The following is a 24,841-nucleotide window of genomic DNA, read 5'->3' as shown; positions in this document are numbered from 1 at the left end:
TTGGTGTATGATAAAGATAAGCAACACAAATAAACAAACTGAGGAGGCATTATGAAACCATATTTTTTAGATGAACATGAAAAGATCCTTTGGCAAAGTAAACCAAGTAAATTAATGTATTTATTTAATGGTTTTAATCTCTTTGTTTTTTTATTCTTAATTGTTTGGTCTTCCATTGTAATCACCATCGGAGGTCATTTTTTTTCAATCTCGAATGAATTTAGAAAGTTGGTTTTTCCTGTCGATAATTTCTTTAAAACACCATTCTCTATCTTTTCGCTGGTTCCCTTAATTTTCTTTTTTATAATTTTCACCATTTTCGTTATTTTTCCGATTAAACGTATCATTGAATCTTTTAAGGTCAAATATTATGTAACAGATTTACGCGTTTATATCGAGTCAGGAATTATTGGAACGGATATTCAAAGTTTAGAATATAAAGAAATCAGTAAATTAAATGTTAATGTCAACTTGTTAGGTAAATTACTCCATAGAGGAACTGTATCTTTAACTCCTGATCGCAGTTATTCAGATGGTGATGGCAGCTATACCATAAGTGGTATTAAATTAATTGGTATTGAAAATCCTTATGAAATATATAATATGATTAAGAAAAATGCGCTAGATGTTACAACTGACCAGCAATATCCTAACGCTTATCGTCCTGATAATAATACTGGCTATCATACTAAGTTAGATAATTAAAAATATATTTATACAATATAAAGCGCCCCCCAATTTTATATTTAGGGGGCGCTTTAGCTTATTCCATAATAATTAATCCACTAACTAATATCTTTCTTTCATAACACGATCAATTTCACGTTTCATTTGTTGCTCTTTTAAGGCATGACGTTTATCATAATTACGCTTACCACGTGCTAAGCCAATCAATACTTTCGCTCTTCCACGTACTAAATAAACTTTTAATGGGATGACCGTTAATTGCTCTTGTTTGACACGAGTTTCCCATTGAAAAATTTCTCTTCGATGTAAGAGTAATTTTCGATCTCTTAGGGGATCATGATTAAAGATATTTCCTTGTTCATAATGACTAATATGACAATTTTTTAACCAGGCTTCTCCATTACGAAATGAAACATAACTGTCCACTAGACTTATTTTGCCTGCACGAATGGATTTTATTTCCGTTCCTTTTAAAACAAGTCCAGCTTCCAGCGTCTCTAAAATATCATAATCATGTCTTGCCTTGCGATTTTGAGCCAGTGGTTTATCATGTTGTTTGGCCATAATGCACCTCAATCTATTTCACAATCACCTTACTTACGGCGTCTTCTCTTAGGTGAATGTTTTTTTGCTTTCGTATTCTTGCGTTGTCGAACGGGATGGGATTGGTTACGTGATTTACGTTTCTTTTTTGAAGATGACTCTCGTTTAATCAAGTGCGACAAATCATCTGTCTCCGCATTTTCTGCATCGATAATATTAAAATCAATCTCTCGCTCTTCAATATTAACTTGATCGACCACTATGCGTACGGATTGTCCAATTCGATAGACTTTACCTCGTTCTTTACCGATCAGTACCCATTGCTCTGGGTAATATTGATAATAATCATCATTTAACTTGTTCAAATGAACAAGTCCTTCAACGGTATTAGGCAATTGGACAAAGATACCAAAAGAAGTAATCGAACTAATCATCCCTTCAAATTCTTCACCAATTTTGTCTTGCATATACTCTGCTTTTTTCAAAGCATCCGTCTCACGTTCAGCTTCAACAGAGCGTCGCTCTCTTTTCGAGGATTGCACTGCGATTTCTGGCAGACGCTGTTCTAAACGATCTATTTCTGCTTGATTTGGCCGTTTAATTAAATATTGGTGTACTAATCGATGAACGATCAAATCTGGATAACGTCGAATCGGCGAAGTAAAATGAGTATAATATTTAGCAGCAAGCCCATAGTGTCCTAATGATTCTTCGCTATAATGCGCTTGTTGCATGCTCCGAAGTAGCATCATTGAGACGACTTCTTCGTATGGGGAATCTTTTAACTTTTGCATCACGCGTTGCAGTTGTTTCGGTTGAATACTTTCAACATGCCCTTGTAATATAATTCCAAATCCGGTTAATAATTCAGCAAATTTTAACATTCGATCTGCATCCGGTTGTTCATGCACACGATAAATCATCGGTAACTCTTTCTCATGATACGATTGGGCTACCGTCTCATTCGCTACTAACATAAAACTTTCAATTAAACGCTCGCCTACGCCCCGTTCACGGGCCTTAATCGAAATTGGATGACCTTGATCGTCTACTTCTATGATAGCCTCTGTAGTATCAAAATTGATTGCTCCTCGACGATGACGTTTTGCTTCTAAAATGTGATGTAAATCTCGCATTGAATAGAGTGTCGATATAATTGGATCATATTCTTCAATCAATGCTTTGTCTCCGTTATAGATCGCGTTTATCGCTTCATAAGTCATACGATAAGATGAATTAATGACCGCGGGATAGATTTGATAATCCACAACACTGCCTTGCGCATCAATTTCCATCGCGCAAGTTAAGGTTAACCGATCCACTCCTGGATGTAACGAACAAATCCCATTCGATAGTCGCTGAGGTAACATCGGAACCACTCGATCTGTAAGATAGACCGATGTCCCGCGTTCAAATGCCTCACGATCAATTGGTGAGCCTTCTCTCACATAATGCGATACATCTGCAATATGAACGTATAACCGGTAATTTCCATTGGCTAATTGGTCTAAGGCAATCGCATCGTCTAAATCTTTTGCATCAGCACCATCGATAGTCATCACCAATTGGTTTCGATGATCAACTCGGCCGTTGACATTCTCCGGATTAATCTCTAACCCAAACTTCTCAGCTTCTTCCAATACATTTTGTGGAAATTCATGGGGAATATTCAACTGGTAAAGAATCGCTAAGATATCCACACCAGGCTCATCACGATGCCCAATTTCCTTGGCCACATAGCCGGTTAATGTACTTGGATTTTCGTTTGTTGGATAATCACGGATTTTTACAATCACAATGGAATGGTCAACTGGTTCAATTCCTTCGGGCAAGATAAATACTGTATATGCTTGGCCACTTGTCCCTTGGGGAATCACATAACCCAGATAGCCTGTCTCAACTTGTTCTTCATTCGAATAAGCATAAAACTCACCTACCAGTTGCTGATAGTGCCGTTCAATGATTCGCTCTACCCGGGCTTCCGAACCCTTTCCAGTCATTGGATTGACTTGTTTTAAAACCGTGACCTCAACCTTATCTTGATCCATTGCATTCAATGCATAGCCAGGTGGTATAAATAAATCACTGTCTCCTTCGTAATCAACAAAGCCATACCCTTTATCATTCGCTCGATAAGTACCTGTCAGTGTTGTTTGAAGTTGACCAAAGGCACGGACACGGCCATTGGCAAGAAATTCAATCTCCCCAATTCGCTCTAAATATGCGAGAGCTTTAACAAGTTTTTTATAGGTTTTATTCCCTTGATAATTAAAAATTCCCGCGAGTTCTTGAACTGAATAACTATGTTCTTTATGATCTTGTAAAAATTTTAAAATCCGCTGTTCTTTTTTAGTTAAACTCATACTATCCCTCCTTTACTCTACCATCCTTACACTGTCAAAGTATACCGTAGTGTGCCACGATAATAAAGAAAAAGACAATGTACACCGAAGAGACATTGTCGTAATCACTATTATCTTGCTGATAAATACGCTAACGCTAGCGCTAATACAAAGAATAGAATTCCTAAAACGGTTGTAGCTTTAATTAGAAACGCTTCGAAACCTCTTGCTTTTGCTTTCGGTTGACCATCGTCACTTCCACTTAACATACTTGCCGCATTGCTTTTAGAGGGTTGCATTACGACCATAATAATTAAAAGCACACATACAACAATGAATGCTGTTAATAAAAAATTATACATTCATTTACCTCCTTTAAATCTAAATGTTATCAACGCTCTCTATTATAATGGAATAAATAGATAAATTCAATCTTCAACTCAAATGTACTACATTCCTTCGATATTTTTTACTTCCTTTACTGTCTTTTATTTTTTAAATTCGTTACAATGGAGTTATTAGAATTTTTACAGACAATAGATTTAGCAAAGGAGCAACCTGATGCGAAAAATATTATTAAGTTTTTTGATTATCCTTCATATACTACCCATTACAGCACAAGCTGCTACCTATCAATTACCGGATATTCAACCGATGATTGACGCACTTAATCCAACTGAGATTGAAGAACGGTTGAATTCAATGCCGCCGTCTGCTAACTTAGACAATCCTTTGTTGCAACTCGTTAATATCGATAATCAAGTCGAACAACAACCCCAACCTGAACTGACAACATTCGATGGTGATAAATACTTTAGTGTTGATATCTATCAACCTTTAAGTGACTTTATTGCTGCAGCCGCAAATCAAGGTTATTATCTCAAAGTAATATCAGGTTTCCGTACCATTGAATACCAACAAAATAACCGAGCAAACGCGCTGAATGAATATTTAGCAGAAGGATATAGCGAAGCCGATGCTTTATATTTAGTGAACTTGTTCTATGCATTACCAGAGGCTTCAGAACATTTGACCGGTCTTGCAGTTGATTTATTATCAACAGATTGGTTAAATACCGGGCAAGGACTCCATCAAAATTATCAATATGATGCTTCTGCAATATGGATGGCTGATAATGCCTCGGAGTTTGGCTTTGTACTACGATACCCTGACTCCAAGCAAGAAATCACTCAAATCGAATTTGAACCTTGGCATTTTCGTTATGTAGGCTTAGAACACGCCACATATATGGAAAAGTATAATTTGGTTTTAGAAGAGTATTTAGCATGGATTGCTTATCGTGATGAAGTAAACACTGCAATGACTACAACAACCACTGAACCGTAAAATAAAAATCTATTTTTTAAAGGGAGGAAGCGAATGTTATTAAGTAAACTTAAAGAAGTATCCACAGCAGTCATCCCGCTGTCTATCATTGTTTTAATTTTGCATTTCTTTTTTGTCCCACTCTCAAATCATGAATTAGTATTATTCTTTACAGGAGCTGTTCTAGTTCTTGTAGGACTCGCTGTTTTCCTATTAGGTGTCGATGTCTCAATTAATAAAATGGGACAAATATTAGGCCAAGGGATTACAAAGAAAAATAACCTAGCCTTGCTTTTAGCAGGTGGAGCCATTATTGGTTTTACCGTTTCAGTAGCTGAACCTGCTTTAACCATCCTAGGAAGTCAAATTGATCAAATGTCAAATGGTCTACTCAACGGAACACTCGTTGTTATCGTAGTATCATTGGGGGTCGGATTTTTCCTAAGTATTGGGATGTTACGGATTGCATTTCGTTGGGATATAGCCCTCGTAATGACGATATGTTACGGCATCGTCTTTTTACTAAGTTTTATTGCTGAAGAAGCATTCTTTACATTTGCTTTCGATTCGAGTGGTGCAACAACAGGTGCCATCACGGTTCCTTTTATTCTTGCAATGAGTGCCGGTATGGCAGCGCTCGGTTCAGGTGATGACGATCAATTTAACTTCGGGATGGTTGGGATTGCTTCAGTCGGTCCAATCGTTGCAATGATGGTGATGGGATTATTTTTTGATGCAGATTTGACTCAAGGTGAATTTGAAGTTGTGCAAGAAGTAGTGTCAGGCGGAATTTCCCAAATTATCCTTCAAGACGCTTCGCGCAGTTTTTTCGAAGTTATCCTAGGTATTTTACCTGTATTAATAATTTTCATATTATTTAACTTTTTTATTGAACGACAATCTAGACAAACAATCCAAGATATTAATGTTGGTTTAGTTTACATTCTAATCGGTCTCACCATGTTTCTAACTGGTGTTTCTTCTGGATTTATGCCCGTAACTCAAACTTTAGGCGCAAACCTTTACGAGAACTATTCCGCATTTTGGCCTATTGCTATTGGGTTTATTCTTGGTATTTTAGCTATCTTAGCAGAACCTGCTATTTATGTTCTAATTGATCAAGTCGAAGAAATTACAGGTGGGACAATCAGTAAAAAAATGGTGCTGATTACTATCTGTCTCGGCGTGGGATTAGCAATTGCCTTAACCATCGTTCGGATTATGATTCCGGGTCTACGATTATGGCATATTTTACTGCCTGGATTTTTAATTTCGATTGCATTATCATGGGTGATTCCAAAATTATTTGTCGGCTTAGCTTTTGACTCCGGTGGTGTCGCAAGTGGTCCGATGACGGGAACCTTTATCTTTGCCTTTGTACAAGGAATCGCGCTTAGCAACCCCCATGCCGATGTTATCGTGGATGGCTTTGGAATGATTGCTGTCGTTGCAATGACACCCATTCTATTTATCGAAATTTTAGGATTTATCTACCACATGGCGACGAAGCGCCTAGAAGATTAGAAAGGAGCATTTTTTAACATGCCTAATCCAATGAAACATGACCCACTAATATTAGCGATCGCTATCTTAGAAGATGGGAAAGGTTTACCTTTTGTAAATCATGCGATTGAATATGATTTAAGAGGTGGATTCATCAGTCCTGGAAGTGGGTTAATCAATTCAGAAATTTTAAATTTATTATCCATTCGCTCACAAAAGAAAGATGTCGTAGTATTGTTTGACCGTGAAAGTATTATGCTGCCTGCTATTGAGAAACTTGCTCAATGCTATCAAATGCATTTGCCAAATCATGGAATTATGTTCTACATGGAAGTTAAGAATGCAATTTCTCGTTTTTATGACTACTCAGAAAATGATTTCAGTAAATTAGACCATTTACAACAATTAATTTGGTTGTCATTTAAACACGGAATGCACAAAGAAATGATGAATAATATTCGTGAGTCTGGCCTAACTGGCGCTACTTTTTTCACAGGTCGTGGTGAATTTATTAGCGAAAAGAAATCTTTCTTAGGCCTCAAGGTTGCTCCTCAAAGAGAGACGATGCTAAGTGTTGTATCAAAAGAACGTATAAAAGATGTCTTCGATCACTTAGAAAATCGATATCAAATTGAGAAAACCAAAGGGCTAAAATTATTATCCATGGCAGTCGACGCCTTTAGTCAAGCTGCGGATCCACTAAAAATTGAGCCTTCAAAAGCAGAGTTTTCTGCTTTATTCTCAATTGTCAATGATGATTTGAAAGAAACTTATGTTGATATCATGAGAGAATTGAATATGAATGGCGGAACTAGTATTAGTGCTTTTGGTACGTTGAGTTCCGAAATTATTGAACAATATTTCTCAATTCCAATGTCACCTCGCAAAGAAATCATCTTTACAATCGATAAGACGAATAAAATCAATGAAGCATACCGTCACTTACTAGATCATCCTGTTATGATGGCTCCTCACCAAGGTGTGTACTTCACCATGCCAATCTTAGGCGCAAAAGGTCTTTACAAAAGTAATTAAACCATCTAAAAAAGCCAGACTCCGTCTGGCTTTTTGCGTGAATATTATTTAGCTGGAATTAAGTTGCTTAAAGGTTCATGATGCATATCCAGTGACGTTGCAACTTCATAATGCGTAATATGACCTTGATAAGTATTAATTCCTGTTTCAACCATAATGTCTTGTTTGACTGCTTCAATGAGTCCTGCGCTTGCAATCCATTTTACGTATGGTAAACTAACGTTTGTTAATCCGATAGTAGACGTTCTTGGAACGGCTCCAGGGACGTTCGCAACCGCATAATGAACGACATCATGAACAATGTAAGTTGGATCTTCAAAAGTTGTTGAATGCGTTGTAGTCTCAAAGTTTCCGCCTTGATCGACTGCGATATCAATCATGACAGCCCCTGGTTTCATTTGCTTCACAGTCTCTTCTTTAACAAGGACTGGCGCTTCTCGACCTGGAATTAGAACCGATCCAATGACAACATCCGATTGAATCACTGCATCATGAATATTTTGTTCATTACTCATTAGTGTATGCAATCCTTGGCCCAACGTATTTTCAAGCTCTGCTAATCGATTCGGGTTAATATCAATAATCGTTACGGATGCTCCCATACCTTGCGCAATTTTAGCCGCATTCTCTCCAACGACACCGCCACCAATAATGGTAACATTCGCCTTACCTACACCTGGAATACCTCCAAGTAGAATACCACGTCCACCTTGTGATTGCTCGAGAAGATGTGCTGCTGTTTGAACAGCCATCCGACCTGCTACTTCACTCATCGGCATCAATAATGGGGTTTTACGACCATTACGTGTCATAGTTTCATAAGCAATCCCCGTCACCTTTTTCTCTACCAACGCTTCCGCAAGCTCTTTTTCACTTGCTAAATGTAGATAGCAGAAAAGAATTTGTCCTTCTCTAAAATATTGGTATTCAGATGGCTGAGGCTCTTTAACTTTAACCACCATATCAGCTTGCCAAACCTCTTCTGCAGTTGGTACTACTTTCGCACCTGCGTTTACATAATCTTGATCTTCAAAGCGCGATTGTGCTCCTGCTTTCGTCTCTATCCAAACTTCATGGCCTGAATCTATAATTTCTCGAACATTATCAGGGGTCAATCCAACTCGATTTTCTCTCGTTTTTCGTTCTTTAGGAACTCCAATAATCATAAAATCACTCCTTATATGCCTTTTGATACAAAAAGTTGGAGTCTGAAGCCAAACTCCAACTTTTATTCACTCTTTAATTACTTAATATTGTAAAATACTTTCTCACCATCGTAACGCGCAACATCACCCAGTTGGTCTTCGATGCGTAATAATTGATTGTATTTTGCAATACGGTCAGTACGAGATAATGAACCTGTTTTAATTTGACCTGCATTCGTTGCTACTGCAATATCAGCGATTGTTGAATCTTCAGTTTCACCTGAACGGTGAGATACTACAGCCGTAAATCCTGCTTTTTTAGCCATTTCGATAGCATCAAATGTTTCCGTTAATGTACCGATTTGGTTAACTTTAATTAGGATTGAATTACTTACTCCTTCACGAATACCACGTTCAAGAATTTCAGTGTTTGTTACAAATAAATCATCACCTACTAATTGAACACGATCTCCAATGCGATCTGTTAATAGCTTCCAACCTTCCCAGTCATTTTCATCCATACCATCTTCAATGGAAATGATTGGGTATTTATTAACTAATTCTTCAAGGTAGTCAACTTGTTCTTCAATCAAACGTTTTGCGCCACCTTCTCCTTCGAATTTAGCATAATCATAAACACCATTCTCAAAGAATTCTGAAGCAGCACAGTCGAAACCTAAGAAGACATCTTCACCTGGTTTAAGACCTGCTTTTTTAATAGCTTCGATAATTGTTTCAACACCATCTTCAGTATTTTCAAAGCGTGGTGCAAATCCACCTTCATCACCTACAGAAGTTTCTAATCCACGAGATTTAAGGATATCTTTTAATGCATGGAAAACTTCAGTACCCCAACGTAATGCTTCTGAGAAAGTAGGTGCACCTGTTGGAATAATCATAAACTCTTGGAAAGCAATCGGTGCATCAGAGTGAGAACCACCATTGACGATATTCATCATCGGTGTTGGTAATAATTTCGTATTAAATCCACCTAGATAATGATATAACGGAATTCCTAAGTAGTCTGCAGCAGCACGTGCTACGGCAATTGAAACACCAAGAATTGCGTTAGCGCCTAATTTACCTTTATTTGGCGTACCATCTAATTCAATCATGAATTGGTCAATCGCTTGTTGTTCAAGAACATCAAAACCTAACAAAGCTGGTGCAATAATTTCATGCACATTATCCACAGCTTTTGTAACACCTTTACCTAAATAACGGCTCTTATCACCATCACGTAACTCAACGGCTTCATGCTCACCTGTAGAAGCTCCCGAAGGAACCATTCCACGACCAAAAGCACCACTTTCAGTATAAACCTCAACTTCAATTGTTGGATTACCACGAGAATCTAGAACTTCACGAGCATAGACATCTGTAATATATGACATAGTTATTTTCTCCTTTTAAATTTCTTAAAATTATTTATTAACAATTAATGATTCACCTGTCATTTCGGCAGGTTTTTCAACATCAAGTAGATCAAGTAGGGTTGGCGCTAAATCGGCCAAGCGTCCTCCAGATCGAAGTTCAATTCCCTCTTTTGTGACAATCACCGGAACGGGATTGGTCGTATGTGCCGTCATTGGCTCGCCCTCAAGGGTCACAACTTCATCCGAATTACCATGGTCTGCAGTAATAATCGCATAACCACCTTTTGATAAGATTAGATCAACAATCTCACCTAGACACTCATCGACGGCTTCAATCGCTTTAACCGTTGGTTCTAACATTCCACTGTGTCCTACCATATCTGGATTAGCAAAGTTTAATATAATTGCATCAAGATTATCTTGATTAATCGCATTAATTAAAGCATCTTTCACTTCATATGCAGACATTTCTGGTTTTAAGTCATACGTTGCCACTTTTGGTGACGGAATTAAAATGCGTTTCTCTCCAGTAAATTCTTTATGGCGACCGCCGCTCATAAAGAAAGTTACGTGAGGGTATTTTTCGGTTTCTGCGATACGAAGCTGTGTTTTACCAGCATCTTGTAATACTTCACCAATCGTATTTTTTAAATCTAACGGTTCAAAAACAATTGAACCTAACACCTCTGCACTATATTCTGTAAATGAAACAAACTGAATATTTTTAGGTGCATGTTCTCCTAGGTCGAATTTATCAAATCCAGGATTGGTTAAGATTGTAGACATTTGAATCGCACGATCCGGTCTAAAGTTAAAGAATACGACTGAGTCTTCATCATTAATTGTTGCTACCGGGTGATCTTTTGATGAAATATAAAACGGAACGACAAATTCATCAAAGACTTCACTTTGATAAGAAGCTTCGATTCCCGCTGCTGCACTTGGGTAAGATGGGCCAACGCCATCTACCATGGCGCGATATGCAAGTTCTTCTCGTTCCCAACGCTTATCACGGTCCATTGCATAATAACGACCTGAAATTGAAGCAAATTGTCCCACACCAATCTCTTTGAACTTCTCTTCAGTCTCTTGGACAAATTTCAATCCAGTGTCAGGTGCCACGTCACGACCATCTAAAAAACCATGAACGTAGACACGTTCCAGACCAAATTGTTTAGCCATTTTAAGCAATGCATAAAGATGATTGATATGCGAATGCACGCCCCCATCGGATAATAATCCGAGCAAATGCAATGCTTTATCATTCTCTTTTGCATGGGTCATCGCCTCAACTAGCGCTTCACGCTCAAAAAAATCTCCTTCTTCAATCGAACGATCAATCCGCGTTAATGATTGATAAACAATGCGCCCAGCTCCGATATTTAAGTGCCCTACTTCAGAGTTCCCCATTTGACCCTCGGGTAAACCAACATCATTGCCACAAGCTTTGAGTTGATTATGTGGATATTGATTCCAGTATCGGTCGAAATTCGGCTTATTTGCCGCTTTTACGGCGTTCCCAATAACTTCATCCCGTAATCCAAATCCATCCAAGATAATTAAAGCAACTGGCTTATGTTCCATTAACAAGTCGCCTCCAATAATTGAATGAATGAAGTTGGTTCTAGACTTGCTCCACCCACTAATGCGCCATCAATATGTTCTTCGGATAAATATTGTGCAATATTATCGAGCTTAACAGAACCGCCATATTGAATACGAACTGCATTGGCAACGTCTTGAGAATACAACTCTTCAACCACTGAACGGATAAAACCACAAGTTTCATTCGCAAGTTCCGCAGAAGAAGATTTCCCTGTACCAATTGCCCAAATAGGTTCGTACGCAATCACTAATTGTTTGACCTGATCTGCATTAAGTCCAGCCAACGCTTCAGTAATCTGCTCTTTAATCCATGGTTCTGTCTCACCCGATTCACGTTGTTCAAGTGATTCACCACAGCAGATAATCGGAAGCATTCCATTTCGGAAAATGGCTTTCGCTTTTTCATTAATAAATTGGTTGCTTTCATTAAAATATTCCCGGCGTTCAGAATGTCCAATGATTACATATTGAACACCCACTTCCGCTAATGATTTAGGGCTTATTTCACCCGTAAAAGCACCAGCATCTTCAGTATAGCAATTTTGGGCTGCAATCACTAGTTGATCATTCGTACGTGTTTGAATCATTGTTGGCAGAAATAATGCAGGGGCTCCGATAACAGATTCTACTACTGAAGCATCCGGTAATTTGTCTTGAACTTCTTTAACAAATTCAACGGCTTCCTCCAATGATTTATTCATCTTCCAATTTCCGGCAATAATCGGTTTGCGTGACATATCATCTCTCCTTTATTATTTGTCGTCGATCGAAGCAATTCCAGGTAATTCAGAACCTTCTAAATAAGTTAATGAAGCTCCGCCACCCGTTGAGATGTGTGATAATTTATCTTCAAATCCCATTTGAATTACCGCTGCAGCAGAATCTCCGCCACCGATAATCGTATTAGCTCCATCTAAGTTTGCTAATGTTTCAGCAATCGCTTTGGTACCATGCGCAAATTGTTCAAATTCAAAGACGCCCATCGGTCCATTCCAAACAACGGTTTTCGCTTCTGAAAGGATATCTTTGAATAATTCAACCGATTTCGGTCCAATATCTAACCCTTCCCAGTCTGCTGGAATTTCGTCAGCACTAACGACTTGATGGTTAGCATCGTTAGAAAACTCATCTGCTACCACAATATCAACCGGTAAGACTAACTTATCACCCGCTTTTGCTAACATATCTTTAGCAAAATCCAAGCTGGTTTCATCTAATAAAGATTTTCCGATTTCTTTTCCTTGAGCTTTCAAGAAAGTGTAAGCCATCCCTCCACCAATAATCACTTTATCTGCTTTAGTCAGTAAAGACTCGATGACTTTAATCTTGTCCTCAACTTTGGCACCGCCTAAAATGGCTACAAATGGGCGCACCGGATGGTCAACGGCTTCACCTAAATATTTAACCTCTTTCGCTACTAAATAGCCAATACCATTTGGTAAATGTGAAGCAATACCAACGTTTGAGGCATGAGCACGGTGTGCTGTACCAAACGCATCATTAATAAATACATCTCCTAATGATGCCCAATATTTTCCAAGTTCTGGATCATTTTTAGATTCTTTCTTACCATCTAAATCTTCATAACGTGTGTTTTGAACCAATAGAACTTGACCAGATTGTAAATTAGCAACTGCTTGTTCAAGCTCTTCACCGCGAGTAACTGGAACAAACTGTACTTCTTGGTTTAATAACTCGCCTAAGCGTTTCGCAACGGGAGCTAAATTATTTTTGGCTTTATCTGCCTCTTCTTTTACTTTACCTAAGTGAGAAAATAGTACAATTTTACAATCATGTTTCAATAAGTAGTTTAATGTTTCAAGTGAGGCAACGATTCGGTTATCATCTGTAATCTGACCGTCTTTCATCGGAACATTATAATCAACCCGGACTAAGACCGTTTTGCCATCGAGTTGTAAATCTTTAATCGTTTTTTTAGCCATTCTATTCCTCCTAATATAGCGAATATCTAAAAAGGGCAGGAAAGCATTACGCCTCCCCGCCGTTTGGTTTGACGTCTAGAATTGTAAAATTCTAAGGACTACAATTTAGCGAAATATTCAAGTAAGCGAATCATATTACCTGTAAATCCAGATTCGTTATCGTACCAAGATACTGTTTTAACTAATTGAGATCCATCTTCAGCTTCTTGAATAGAAGTTAAAGTAGCATCAAAAATTGCTCCTGCTGGGTATCCAATGGTATCGGCTGAAACAATTTCATCTTCGTTGTATGCGAATGAGTCTGTTTCTGCTTCTTTCATCGCTGCGTTAATTTCTTCTACCGTTGTATTTTTACCTAATAATGAGTAAAGGATTGTGTGTGAACCTGTAATCGTTGGGACACGTAATGCAGATCCATCAAGTAATCCATTAACTTCTGGAATTACGCGACCAATCGCTTTCGCAGCACCGGTTGATGCAGGGATAATGTTTTGAGCTCCTGCACGTCCAGAACGAGCGCTCTTAGCGTTTGGTGAGTCTTGTAATGCTTGAGTTGCTGTATAAGCGTGAACTGTCACCATGTTACCTGTTTTCAATCCGAATTTATCGTTTAATACTTTAACGACAGGTGCAAGTGAGTTTGTTGTACATGACGCAGCTGAGATAATTGTATCCGTTGGTTCAAGAATGTCTTCGTTAACACCGAATACAACCATTTTTGTTTCTTTATCTTTTGCGGGTGCTGAAATTAATACACGTTTTGCCCCAGCATCAATATGTGCTTGTGCTTTTTCTTTTGAGTTGTAGTGACCTGTACATTCAAGGACAATATCTACTCCTAATTCACCCCAAGGTAATTTACTTGCATCTTTTTCTTCAAATGCTTTAATTTCATGACCGTCAACAACAATTGAATCACCTTTTACTTCAACGTCGTAAGGTAAACGTCCAAGTGCTGTATCATATTTTAAAAGATAAGCTAAGTTATCGTTATCAGTTAAGTCGTTGATTGCAACAATCTCAACATCTGCACCTACCTCATAAATACGTCTTAATGCTAAACGTCCAATACGTCCAAAACCATTAATTGCTAATTTTACTGTCATTCCATTTCCTCCTTAAGGATATTTATTTCAAAGGGTTTCCCCGTTTAAAATCTTTAATGCAATCGCTTCGTCACAAATTAACCAACTGTGACGTGGTGCCAAATGGAAGAATCCCTCCACTGCGTCAGCTTTTTCTTCACCAGCTACGACGGTAATCACTAAAGGAATTTGCTCTAAATCTTTAAACTTTAGGCCTATTCGAGGGTAACTAGCGACAATTTCTCCTTGGCGATTGTAGAAGGCACCAAACGCTTCACCAACCGCATGATAATCATTAATTTGATTTAGCTTATCGGAATTAATTTTTCTTCTCTCAGCCATAACTTTAGCTGTTCCGACACTGAGAATCAAACAATCTGCATTTTTACTTTTAGCGACAATTGAAGCAACTTCTTCATCGTTCATTAATATCTTTGATGTTTCAAGCGTGATATTTTCAGGAATAAATAGTGGAATATAACTTCCCGAAGTCCGCTGTGCCATCACATTTCCAACTGAGTTCGATTGAATGTCAATTTCTTGACCTAACCCTCCTCGTGAAGGAACAAATGTTAACTGACGATTTTTAGCTAAAGATAGATCAAACTGATGAGCTACTTTCGACAAAGTTGTGCCACCTGTTACAGCAATTGTATTATCACCTACTGGCAAATAATCTCCAAGTACTTGGACAACAGCCTTCCCCAGCTCATCAAATATCGCCGGATTTTCTCCAGCATCTCCCGGAACAACGACACAATGAGCAATTCCGAGTTTAGCTTTAAGTTGTTCTTGTAGCTGATAACATTGAGAATTGTATGTAATACTTAGTAAAGGATTTAGTATTTGGTAAATCCTTCGTCCTTCATCGGTAAGTTCAATACCCGACGGGCTAACATTAACTAGGTGTTGATTTCGTAAAACTTCGACTTGAGAACGCGTCACACGCTCGCTCAAATTAATTTTTTGAGCTAAAGATTTACGTCCGATAAGCTGTTCTCGATCAATCACTTGCAATATACTTAAACGCATATCAACTAATGAGGCAATCTCTGGAGCAAGTGCTTGAATTTCTTTATAATCATTCATCGACCTTCACTCCCTATAAGCAGTTGGTCAAATTAAGTCCAATGCGTAATCACAAATTAACATAGCCACAAACATTCATTTCTCACGGTTACAGTAACATAGTACCATTGATTCTGATTAAAGACAAGTGAAAAGGTGAATCGTTTTATAATATACTGGACATTAACTGTCCAATGAGGGAATGTGTACAAAAAAAGACTCCTTTCATCCAATTTTGGAATCAAAGGAGTCTATTGTTTATTTCTTTGATTTATTCAATTCTTTACTATTTTTCATAATACCATCGATCAGACCGTACTCAAGAGCCTCATCCGCATCTTTAAAATTATCACGATCAGTATCTTGTTCAATAACTTCTAAAGGTTGACCTGTTAAGTCACTTAAAATTTGATTTAAACGTTCTTTCGTTTTTAAAATATGGCGTGCTGCAATTTCAATTTCTGTTGCTTGACCTTGAGCGCCGCCCAGCGGTTGATGAATCATTACTTCGGAGTTTGGTAAAGCCCAACGCTTCCCTTTCTCCCCTGCTGCCAGCAATACTGAGGCCATGGATGCCGCCATCCCAATCACAATCGTTTGTACATCGGCATTAATAAAGCGCATTGTGTCATAAATAGCCATACCAGCTGTTACACTACCCCCAGGTGAATTTATATATAAATAGATATCTTTCTCAGGATCTTGGGCATCTAAAAATAATAATTGAGCGATAACGGAGTTTGCTAATTGATCATCAATTCCTCCGCTTAACATAATAATACGGTCTTTTAATAAGCGTGAATAAATATCATACGCACGTTCTCCCCGTGAAGTTTGTTCGATTACTGTTGGAATTAAATTCATATAAAAACCTCCTATCTTTGTCAACAATTATTATTTTACCTTAATGGTCAAAGAAAGACAAATTTTTTGTTTTAAAAATAAAACGACTAAATCTTTCGACTTAGCCGTGAAATTACATTAAATTACTTCTTTACCGTCATAGTAGCCACAATTCGCGCATACACGGTGACTCATTTTTAATTCACCACATTCAGGACAAACGTTCATCCCTGGAACTTGAAGTTTAAAGTGTGTACGACGTTTTCTCTTGCTAGCTTTTGAAGTTTTACGCTTAGGTACTGCCATTTTATCCACCTCCTACAATTTAAGAATCGCTTCTTTCTTGGTCATTTAATAATTGTTGCAAAGCGGCAAACGGCGAATCCTCAGATTGTAGGCGACGTTCACTTTGCTGCTCAATATAGTTGGCCTCTGTTATAACTTCCCAATCTTTTCCATGGGGAAGATGTGCTTCATCTTCGTCTGGACCATAGACTTTGGTAGGTATATTAATCAATATTAAATCCGTAACTAAATCAACTAAATCAATTGTATCATCTGTAATCACAACCGTTGTTTCTGCATAGTCTTCAATATTCCCATCATACTGAGCTTCAACATACCGTTCACTCACTGGAATCGTTAAGTCATACACGACAGGTTTCAAAGATAGACTTGATGGGAGAATTAATGTGACATCAATTTGCCCATGCAAGGTAACTTCGTGATTGTCATAGGTAAAATATCCTTTTAAACGTGGCTCTTTTTGAATTTCGAGATTAATTTGACGGTCGATTAACTCATCTTGAATCGAAATAATTTGATCCACTTCAACAATCGCTTCGGAACTATTTCTTATTTCACGAATTGTGTACTTCATAATATCACCTCTAAAGCAACAAGCTTTATTATATGGAATTCAAGCCTTAAAGTCAAGATACAGAACAAGTTTTTTCGGCATAATTCCAGCCTATTTACCTAAAAACGGAATTTTTTCGATATTTTGTTCATTAATCATGCGCTTCAGATTATTTTGATAGATTTGGTCTAGCGTCAAATTAAGTTGATAATAAGGGCTGACCTCACGATTTAACCGCGTAAAAATGGTTGTTTTCAATGATTCCATTCGAAGATGTACCCTACCTCGTGATGAAATTCCTAATAGACGCACTGTTGGCATCTCTTGTTGGAGATCAATCGATTGCTGCCATTTCTCATCAGTAAAATTCAACATAATCCGTAACAATTTACGCTGGATTGACGATCGTGTAAATCGCCGACTTGTTAACAATTCTACTAATTTATCGTAAGAATTCGCTTTTTGATTTGTTTCATATATATACTGACCTAAACCGTTCTTAACATCAAATATTTGTTCCAAACCACCTGGTTGATCACTCATAATCCGATATTTCAAATAAGGATAATAATCCTCTAGCACCACCCCTTGATCAACTTGAATTGGATAGGGAACTGCGATTATTTCACCTGTTGTTAAATAGTGCTCACGAATTTGCGTTCCAGACAGTATTGTCTCCCCGTCAAATGTTGTTTGACTTCGAGGGATTGCCATAAAGTTTACCTCTTTGTTCCATCGTTTCATCGATTGGATATATCTTACTGCTAACATATGGTTAGGTGCATTAAAATGTTCAGCCGCCACTTCTCCAAGATGAGCTTCAATACTTCTCGAATAAGCTTCCGGATAGCTGACGCCTGAGCTCATTTCTTTCTGTAGCGTCAAATCAATCATCGATTGATTGGTCTCAATCTCTTCAACAATCTTAATTAAAGAATTAAGATCCAAGGTTTCTACCCCAAATGCTAAAGTATCGATTCCCATGCCTGATAAAATTCGCATTCCCCAATCCGCAAAATAATCCGCCGATTGGAGCGAAGCAATGACTGGCAACTCCACGACGATATCAGCTCCAGCTTCAATCGCATATCGACTTCGAGTCCATTTATCCATCAATGTAAATTCTCCACGCTGCGATTGATTTCCTGACATTGCAACAATGATTGTCGCTTCCGGGAATTGTTGACGAATGACTTGTAATTGATACTGATGACCTCGGTGAAATGGATTATACTCTGCAAGAATTCCCACTTTTTTCATGGCATACCTCATTATTTATAACAACGGAAAAACCAACGGGGTGTCTCGTGATGTCGACTTGGATCATATATTTCTCGTCCATGATTTACATAGACTTGAATATCATCCTGCGCAAAACCTGCTTCTGTAAGATGATGCATATATACTTCTAACGGGTAACTACGCTCGACGAGCGTGATATTCGTTCGTTCATATAGATTACCGTTCTTTTGGATAAAAAGTGTTAAATCATGTTCCACTACAATTTCTTCTAGGGCTTCTGTTGGATAACTCTCCCAAAGTAGTGCGGTAGATTCATCATAGTCAAAATATTCAAAGCCATTGAAACCATAGCGGATATGATACGGTGTCCAAACATCAAACAAAAATTGTCCTCTCTCACTTAAATGTTGATAGACTTGATGAAACGTCTGACTTAACTGTGTCTCATCCTCTAAAAAACAAAGGGAATCTAAGAAACAAGTAATGACATCGTATCCCTCTACCCATTGATAAGCACTCGATTGCGTCATATCCGCTACTCTAAAGGACACATTAGAGTAGGGGTGAACCAATGTCTCCTGAGCTTGGAAGATCATTTCGGGACTCAAATCAATCCCAATAATTTCATCCGCTAATGCCCCCATCATTTCCGTTAAAACGCCTGTGCCACAAGCTAAATCAAGAAGTGTATATGGACGTTTATCCAAAGACTGCTCGACAAAAGTAATCCAGTCAAAGTAAGCTGATTCATCATTAAAACGTGAGTATACTTGGGCTAATTTTGAAAAGCCCATGGTTAATCAATCCATTCTTCAATATTTAGTTCAGGAGCATCTATCCAAATTCGTTCTAAACCATATAATTCTCGCTCGGTATTTAAGAAAACATGCACGACGACGTCATTTAAGTCAATCAACGTCCATTGCCCATCTTGTTTCCCTTCAACACTCAACAATTCATAACCCGCTTGATGAACACATTCGACAATCTCATCAACAATCGCTTTAACTTGTCGTCCGTTCCGACCGTGCATAATAATAAAGTAATCTGTTACAGGTGTTAACTCACGCACATCAAGTACCGTAATTTCTTGCGCCAAGCGGTCATGTGCATGTTGTACGATTAATTTAATTTTGTTTATTGTTTCTTCGATTTTTAGTCATTCCTTTCTTCCATCCAATGATTGTAGATTACAACACTTGGAGGATAAACATTTTTTTCTAACTTAACAAGATGAAGTAGCGTCTGTTGCATAATTTGACGGGTAGCCATTTTTAATGAATGATTCGCTACTTCCCTAGCCTTTTTTGCCTCTTCAAATGTTCTTCCCGGTTCAATATAATCTGCTACAAATAGCAGCTGACTTAAACATGACATTTCAACAGACCCAATTGTATGGTCCGAGACGGCCTGCAAAATCTCTTGATCTTTAACGCCAAGATGGTTTTTAGCATATTGAGCAGCAGCCGCTCCATGCCAAATGGCACCATTTCCATCGTAATCTGCTAGCGCCGGTTGGTATTGAATTGCTAATTGATACATTTCCTGTTCTGGCATTTCTTTACATAGATCATGTAATAAAGCACAGATACTCACCTGATTATATTCTTCGAAACCGATTTGTTTAGCTAAGTTGAGCGCTGTGCTTTCGACACTTAATACATGTTCAAAGCGTTGAGCTGACAATTGGTCTTTTAACAAATCAATCAATTCATCTCGTGAAATAGAAATAAAGGTATCCCACGCTCTCATTATACCCTCCTATGCTTGATCACAATATAATTGATGTTTATATATATAGTCCATCACTTCATTTGGCACTTGATAACGTATCGACTGTTCAAGAAACACTCTCAAACGCACTTCGGTTGAGCTCAAATCAATCATTGGAGAATCGATCCATATAATGGGATATTTCCCCGTATAAGCGGGCTGTCCTGGCCGGCGGATGCCAACAAATTGAACCAATTCAACTAACCGATCCACATTACGCCATAATGGTAAGTCGTTAGCACTATCGCTTCCCATAATAAAATAAAACTCATAATCTGGGTAGGCCTCTTTAAAATATTCCATCGTATCCACCGTGTAATTTTTACCTCCACGATGAACCTCATATGGCTGTACCTCTAATAAAGGATTAGATTGAATCGCCAATCGTACCATCTCTAAACGGTGTGATGCCGCAATCGTTTGCTTTCCTGGAGCATGTGGTGGCTTCGCTGTTGGCATCAGCCATACTTGATCTAACTCAAGTTGAGTTCCTGCTTGCTCTGCCATCATTAAGTGCCCCAAGTGCGGAGGGTTAAAGGTTCCACCTAAAATACCAATTCGTTTAGGACGAAATTCAGAAGTTTCAAGCTGAGTATTCGATAAGTAGACCGGTCGCAAAAAATCTTCGATATCAACATTTACTTCGTAAAGCGTTGACTCCTTTTTCATACTCGTCTCCTCGTTATCTTAGTGCGTTAACACGCAAACTCAACTTTTGATTTTTTGTTTGTCTGGCAGGACGATAGAGAATCGCTGTACTTCCGATAACTTGAATAATTTCTGCTCCCAATTGATTCGCAATCTCCGAAGTAACATCCTTTAATTCCTCATCTGAATTTTGTAAAATATGAAACTTTATCAACTCACGTTTTTCTAATGCTAAATCAATTTGATGAATGAATTCTTCCGTCAGACCGTTCTTCCCTAATTGAAAAAGCGGTTTAATTTGGTGTGATTCACTTCTTAAAAACTTCAATTGTTTTTTATTCATTGTTACCTCCTTAAATAATTGATGGTCGCTTAGTGACAGCAATACCTCTTGGTACCCAAACTGTTAAATTAATCGGAGCATTAGATGTTATCCATCCTAAACCTGATATATTTAAGTCTTCCTTCCCTGATAAACGATAGGACTGAGCTTTCAGCTCTGGAAAATCCTCTTTTTGATGTGGAGGATTTAACAACTCTCCGAGATGCTTTTCGTAAAAATCGCTAGCTTTTTCTGTTTTTGTACGGTGAATGTATAGGGATGAATTTACATACAAAGTAACTGCCGCTTTGTCTGCTTGTGTTTTAACATCGATTCTAGCTAATCCCCCTAAAAATAAAGTCTGTTCACTTTTCAGCTGATATGTTTTAGGTTTAAGCGGTTTGCTTGGCAAAACTTCCTTCAATTCATCACGGGATAGATAATGCGCATATTGTGACTTCTTAATAATACCCGGTGTATCAATGAGGCTATGCTCATCAGTCAAAGGAATCTGAATCATATCAAGTGTTGTTCCAGGATGATTTGAGGTGGTAATAATCTCACGTTCACCGCCGTAGTGCTGTATTAGTTGATTAATTAGTGTTGATTTACCAACATTTGTAATTCCTACAATATAAATATTTTTAGAATGGATATATTGTTCAATCAGTTCAACTAATGCTTCAATGCCAGAACGCTTCATACCATTTGTAATAATAACAGACTCAGGATACAGATGGTTTGAATTCATAATTTGGCGAACCCATTCTTTAACTTTGCTCTGGCGCGTTACTTTAGGCAATAAATCAAACTTATTTACAGCAACCGCAAATGGTTGCTCGCCAATCATGCGTTGAATCCCACTTATAATACTTCCTTCAACGTCAAAAACATCAACTACTAATATCACAAAAGCATCGTCTGAAGCAATACTTGATAATCGTTGAAGAAATAGATCTTCATCTAATGCTAAATCAATTAGCTCATTATAGTGTCTCAAGCGATAACAACGTTGGCAGTAGAAAGATTCTTGGACCAATCCTTTGGCTAATGCTGAGGCAGGTAAATAACCTAACCCTTCAGGGTCTTCAGTTTGTATTGTCGCGCCACAACCAATGCATTGGTATACTTCATTAGTCAAGTTGATCCCCCCAATCTGTATTTCGCTCAATTCCAACCCATTTTAAAGCCAATCGTTCAATCCGTCGATTCAACCAAGTATAAATATTGTCATTGGGCGCCGTTGGCTTCACTAAAATACTGCGTATTCCTTGAAGGTTTGCACCAATAATATCCGTCATTACTTGGTCGCCTATTGCGACGACTTTTTCTTTATCAATTTTCATCTCTTTTAGAACTCGGTGATACCCATGCGGGAGTGGTTTAATCGCATTTGCATGATAGCTGAACGGATGGCCTCCAATTGCCTGTTCAAGCCGTTCATTCGTATTATTACTCAACAAGTAGACCTGGATTCCAGCTCCTTCTAATTGATGAATCCAATTTATCATTCGCTCAGTGGCATCAACTTCGTTCCAATCAATTAATGTATTGTCCAAATCACAAATCACTCCCTCAATCTGGTGATTTGATAAATCACTGGCTGTTAAAGAATATAGCGAATTCACATGCCACGTTGGCGTAATTAATCTTCTCATCAATGTCTACTCCTACTATCTTATAAATTACTCCTATTGTACCATTTTTAACACAAATAAAAAATTCCCAGATGATAGTAAATAAGCACGACCACTTATTTACCATTTTCCGGGAGTCTAAATTAGTTTAGAAGCTCATAAATTTCAATCGCTACTAAATCTAGGTTGTCGAATTGATATTCAGTTTTATTCAAGCTATCGTAAAGCGTAAAAGTATCGTTATCATTATGATAAGTTACTTGGCACTTTTCGATTCCATCCACTTCAAATCGACGCACTTCATTCTCTTCGTGTTGCGATTTGATCATAGCTTCTAGTCGTTGGATAATTCCTGTGAGTACTGATGGTTTCATATTTTTATTCCTTTCATCACTTCAAAACTTCTGTTATGTACAACATCTAAATTATGTTAACAAAGTTAGAAATAAATGCAATAGTAACGTTTATTCTATTTATCGAATGCTAAAGAGATTGCGAGCTGCGCCTGCAATATATTTAAAAAACGTTGTCGTCCCTTTTGAATTTCCTTGTAGCGCCTCTTCATAGCAAGCTAATATACGATCCGCAAACACCTCAACCGAAATTTGTTTTAAATCCTCTTGATTGATTTCTTGAATCATACCACGCCCTCGATGATTGAGGAAAGCAATCACGGTATTAGCTAGTTGATCTGATGCAGTATAGAGTCGCCCATAGCTAGGTTTGCTAACTAACATGTCGAGATACTCGTTGTGCTTCGCTATCATTGGCAATCGATTCGCTAAAGCTTCTAAATAAGTTAACCCTTGTGATTCAGATTCACTCGCATTAACATAAATGTCAGCCATCTGATAATAGCGAAATACCTCTTTGTGATCAATTTCACCAATAAAATACACATCTTCTAATCCGTAACCACGTACAAGTGCTTCAAGCGAAGCCCGCTGTGGACCATCTCCGACAATGAGCAAATGGGCATTTGAATAGGATTGTTTAATTTTAGGAAATGCCTCAATAATTTCATCAATCGACTTCTCCTTGGAAATACGGCTCAACGAGAGGAGCACTAAGTCATCCTCTCTCAAGCCCATTTGTTGTCGAAGTTCATGACGAATATTCGGATCAAATTTTGGTAGTTTAACTCCCGTTGGAATTATTTGAATCGGAACTTTGACGCCATAATCGAGCAAAGTTTGATAAGTCATCCGACTTGGCGCAATGACGCCTTGCGTTTGACTACAAAATAGCTTTGAATACCATTTTACATGTTGTCTTTTGATCAACATGCCATTCCATATATAATGCGTATAATTCTCATACATCGTATGGTAAGTATGCACCGTAGGAATATTCATTTTACTTGCAACATACTTACCTGCCAAACCTAAACTAAACTCCGTATGAGTATGGATAATATCTAAGTTATATTCTTTCGCAATCGCTAGACAATCATCAAATCCTCGATACGCAATTCGTCGATCTTCAAAACTTGCAAATGGAATACTCGGTAAACGAACAATTCCAGGAGTTTCTTGTGCATTCGGATCGGTTGTTGTAAAAATAACAACTTCATGCCCTAATTGAATCAACTGATCCTTCAGTAACTCAATGGAAGTCGATACACCGCTAACTTGCGGAAAATATGTATCTGTAAACATCCCAATTCGCACATAATCCCTCCAGACTCATCGTATAATATGCTTTATTATAACACAGCAAGCAGCACAATAAAAACAGCTTTCCAATAATCGAGTAGGAGACTAATCATTAGTTGATTAGTCGTCCTCTCACACCACCGTACGTACGGTTCTCGTATACGGCGGTTCAATAATGTAAGTACACTTGCTCTGCCAACTGGG

At 38.0% G+C, this 24,841-nt stretch carries 27 protein-coding genes; 4 read left to right on the top strand and 23 right to left on the bottom strand.

Annotated elements, in window-relative coordinates:
- Positions 1 to 51: 51 nt before the first annotated feature.
- Positions 52 to 705 carry a PH domain-containing protein gene (locus CYJ57_RS03365; protein ID WP_101954071.1) on the top strand — a complete coding sequence of 218 codons (654 nt, stop codon included), beginning with the start codon at positions 52 to 54 and terminating at the stop codon, positions 703 to 705.
- Positions 706 to 789: 84 nt separating this feature from the next.
- Here CYJ57_RS03365 and smpB read toward each other — a convergent pair whose 3' ends face one another.
- From smpB to secG, 3 genes are all read right to left on the bottom strand, one after another.
- Positions 790 to 1,251, bottom strand: a complete 462-nt coding sequence (smpB, locus tag CYJ57_RS03360; RefSeq protein ID WP_006702165.1) for an SsrA-binding protein SmpB — start codon at positions 1,249 to 1,251, stop codon at positions 790 to 792.
- A 29-nt stretch (positions 1,252 to 1,280) separates the two neighbouring features.
- Positions 1,281 to 3,593 (bottom strand): ribonuclease R, encoded by a 2,313-nt coding sequence (gene rnr, locus CYJ57_RS03355; protein ID WP_101954070.1) that lies wholly within the window; start codon positions 3,591 to 3,593, stop codon positions 1,281 to 1,283.
- 110 nt (positions 3,594 to 3,703) lie between these two features.
- Positions 3,704 to 3,934, bottom strand: coding sequence for a preprotein translocase subunit SecG (gene secG / locus CYJ57_RS03350; protein ID WP_101954069.1), 231 nt, complete (start codon positions 3,932 to 3,934; stop codon positions 3,704 to 3,706).
- A 199-nt stretch (positions 3,935 to 4,133) separates the two neighbouring features.
- On the opposite strand from secG, the gene CYJ57_RS03345 reads away from it, so the two are divergent.
- Genes CYJ57_RS03345 through CYJ57_RS03335 form a run of 3 tightly spaced genes read left to right on the top strand, consistent with a single transcriptional unit; the run spans position 4,134 to position 7,436 of the window.
- Positions 4,134 to 4,919, top strand: coding sequence for a M15 family metallopeptidase (locus tag CYJ57_RS03345; protein WP_101954068.1), 786 nt, complete (start codon positions 4,134 to 4,136; stop codon positions 4,917 to 4,919).
- Between the two features lie 33 nt (positions 4,920 to 4,952).
- A complete protein-coding gene (locus CYJ57_RS03340; protein ID WP_101954067.1) occupies positions 4,953 to 6,422 on the top strand; it encodes a DUF1538 domain-containing protein in 1,470 nt (489 codons plus the stop codon).
- 18 nt (positions 6,423 to 6,440) lie between these two features.
- Entirely contained in the window at positions 6,441 to 7,436 is a 996-nt protein-coding gene (locus tag CYJ57_RS03335) for a hypothetical protein (protein WP_101954066.1), read from the top strand.
- Between the two features lie 44 nt (positions 7,437 to 7,480).
- Here the strand turns inward: CYJ57_RS03335 and ald are convergent, their stop codons facing one another.
- The 20 genes from ald to CYJ57_RS03235 form a co-directional block, all read right to left on the bottom strand.
- Complete coding sequence (gene ald, locus CYJ57_RS03330; RefSeq protein WP_101954065.1) at positions 7,481 to 8,602, bottom strand: alanine dehydrogenase; 1,122 nt, start codon at positions 8,600 to 8,602, stop codon at positions 7,481 to 7,483.
- Between the two features lie 77 nt (positions 8,603 to 8,679).
- Positions 8,680 to 9,975: a phosphopyruvate hydratase gene (eno, locus tag CYJ57_RS03325; protein WP_101954064.1), complete on the bottom strand. Its 1,296-nt coding sequence runs from the start codon at positions 9,973 to 9,975 to the stop codon at positions 8,680 to 8,682.
- Positions 9,976 to 10,005: 30 nt separating this feature from the next.
- On the bottom strand, positions 10,006 to 11,541 hold the full coding sequence (gpmI, locus tag CYJ57_RS03320; protein WP_101954063.1) for a 2,3-bisphosphoglycerate-independent phosphoglycerate mutase: 1,536 nt from the start codon (positions 11,539 to 11,541) through the stop codon (positions 10,006 to 10,008).
- Positions 11,541 to 12,299, bottom strand: a complete 759-nt coding sequence (gene tpiA / locus CYJ57_RS03315; protein WP_101954062.1) for a triose-phosphate isomerase — start codon at positions 12,297 to 12,299, stop codon at positions 11,541 to 11,543. The genes gpmI and tpiA overlap by 1 nt, the downstream gene beginning before the upstream one ends.
- 15 nt (positions 12,300 to 12,314) lie before the next feature.
- Entirely contained in the window at positions 12,315 to 13,505 is a 1,191-nt protein-coding gene (locus CYJ57_RS03310; RefSeq protein WP_006702155.1) for a phosphoglycerate kinase, read from the bottom strand.
- A gap of 98 nt (positions 13,506 to 13,603) precedes the next feature.
- Positions 13,604 to 14,611, bottom strand: a complete 1,008-nt coding sequence (gap, locus tag CYJ57_RS03305) for a type I glyceraldehyde-3-phosphate dehydrogenase (RefSeq protein ID WP_006702154.1) — start codon at positions 14,609 to 14,611, stop codon at positions 13,604 to 13,606.
- Positions 14,612 to 14,638: 27 nt separating this feature from the next.
- Positions 14,639 to 15,679: a sugar-binding transcriptional regulator gene (locus CYJ57_RS03300; RefSeq protein ID WP_101954061.1), complete on the bottom strand. Its 1,041-nt coding sequence runs from the start codon at positions 15,677 to 15,679 to the stop codon at positions 14,639 to 14,641.
- Between the two features lie 237 nt (positions 15,680 to 15,916).
- On the bottom strand, positions 15,917 to 16,522 hold the full coding sequence (gene clpP, locus CYJ57_RS03295) for an ATP-dependent Clp endopeptidase proteolytic subunit ClpP (RefSeq protein ID WP_006702152.1): 606 nt from the start codon (positions 16,520 to 16,522) through the stop codon (positions 15,917 to 15,919).
- Between the two features lie 117 nt (positions 16,523 to 16,639).
- Positions 16,640 to 16,807 (bottom strand): 50S ribosomal protein L32, encoded by a 168-nt coding sequence (gene rpmF, locus CYJ57_RS03290; protein ID WP_006702151.1) that lies wholly within the window; start codon positions 16,805 to 16,807, stop codon positions 16,640 to 16,642.
- Between the two features lie 19 nt (positions 16,808 to 16,826).
- Positions 16,827 to 17,381, bottom strand: a complete 555-nt coding sequence (locus tag CYJ57_RS03285; protein ID WP_101954060.1) for a YceD family protein — start codon at positions 17,379 to 17,381, stop codon at positions 16,827 to 16,829.
- A 90-nt stretch (positions 17,382 to 17,471) separates the two neighbouring features.
- Complete coding sequence (locus CYJ57_RS03280; protein WP_180764371.1) at positions 17,472 to 18,620, bottom strand: nucleotidyltransferase family protein; 1,149 nt, start codon at positions 18,618 to 18,620, stop codon at positions 17,472 to 17,474.
- An 11-nt stretch (positions 18,621 to 18,631) separates the two neighbouring features.
- Entirely contained in the window at positions 18,632 to 19,396 is a 765-nt protein-coding gene (locus CYJ57_RS03275) for a class I SAM-dependent DNA methyltransferase (RefSeq protein WP_101954058.1), read from the bottom strand.
- Between the two features lie 2 nt (positions 19,397 to 19,398).
- Positions 19,399 to 19,725, bottom strand: a complete 327-nt coding sequence (gene rsfS / locus CYJ57_RS03270; protein WP_269556271.1) for a ribosome silencing factor — start codon at positions 19,723 to 19,725, stop codon at positions 19,399 to 19,401.
- A 32-nt stretch (positions 19,726 to 19,757) separates the two neighbouring features.
- Positions 19,758 to 20,354, bottom strand: coding sequence for a bis(5'-nucleosyl)-tetraphosphatase (symmetrical) YqeK (gene yqeK, locus CYJ57_RS03265; protein ID WP_006702146.1), 597 nt, complete (start codon positions 20,352 to 20,354; stop codon positions 19,758 to 19,760).
- 9 nt (positions 20,355 to 20,363) lie between these two features.
- Positions 20,364 to 21,044: a nicotinate-nucleotide adenylyltransferase gene (locus tag CYJ57_RS03260; protein WP_006702145.1), complete on the bottom strand. Its 681-nt coding sequence runs from the start codon at positions 21,042 to 21,044 to the stop codon at positions 20,364 to 20,366.
- Between the two features lie 13 nt (positions 21,045 to 21,057).
- Entirely contained in the window at positions 21,058 to 21,366 is a 309-nt protein-coding gene (yhbY, locus tag CYJ57_RS03255; protein WP_006702144.1) for a ribosome assembly RNA-binding protein YhbY, read from the bottom strand.
- Positions 21,367 to 21,376: 10 nt separating this feature from the next.
- Positions 21,377 to 22,486 (bottom strand): ribosome biogenesis GTPase YqeH, encoded by a 1,110-nt coding sequence (gene yqeH / locus CYJ57_RS03250; protein ID WP_101954057.1) that lies wholly within the window; start codon positions 22,484 to 22,486, stop codon positions 21,377 to 21,379.
- Complete coding sequence (locus CYJ57_RS03245; RefSeq protein WP_101954056.1) at positions 22,479 to 23,003, bottom strand: YqeG family HAD IIIA-type phosphatase; 525 nt, start codon at positions 23,001 to 23,003, stop codon at positions 22,479 to 22,481. Before CYJ57_RS03245 ends, yqeH begins: the two co-directional genes overlap by 8 nt.
- A 122-nt stretch (positions 23,004 to 23,125) precedes the next feature.
- A complete protein-coding gene (locus CYJ57_RS03240; RefSeq protein ID WP_006702141.1) occupies positions 23,126 to 23,356 on the bottom strand; it encodes a YkuJ family protein in 231 nt (76 codons plus the stop codon).
- Positions 23,357 to 23,455: 99 nt separating this feature from the next.
- Positions 23,456 to 24,652 (bottom strand): glycosyltransferase family 4 protein, encoded by a 1,197-nt coding sequence (locus CYJ57_RS03235; protein ID WP_101954055.1) that lies wholly within the window; start codon positions 24,650 to 24,652, stop codon positions 23,456 to 23,458.
- Positions 24,653 to 24,841: the final 189 nt, after the last annotated feature.

The organism is Falseniella ignava (assembly GCF_002847645.1).
Lineage (GTDB): Bacteria > Bacillota > Bacilli > Lactobacillales > Aerococcaceae > Falseniella > Falseniella ignava.
The sequence above is the reverse complement of the archived record's forward strand: the minus strand, read 5'-3'. Positions and strand labels throughout refer to the sequence as shown.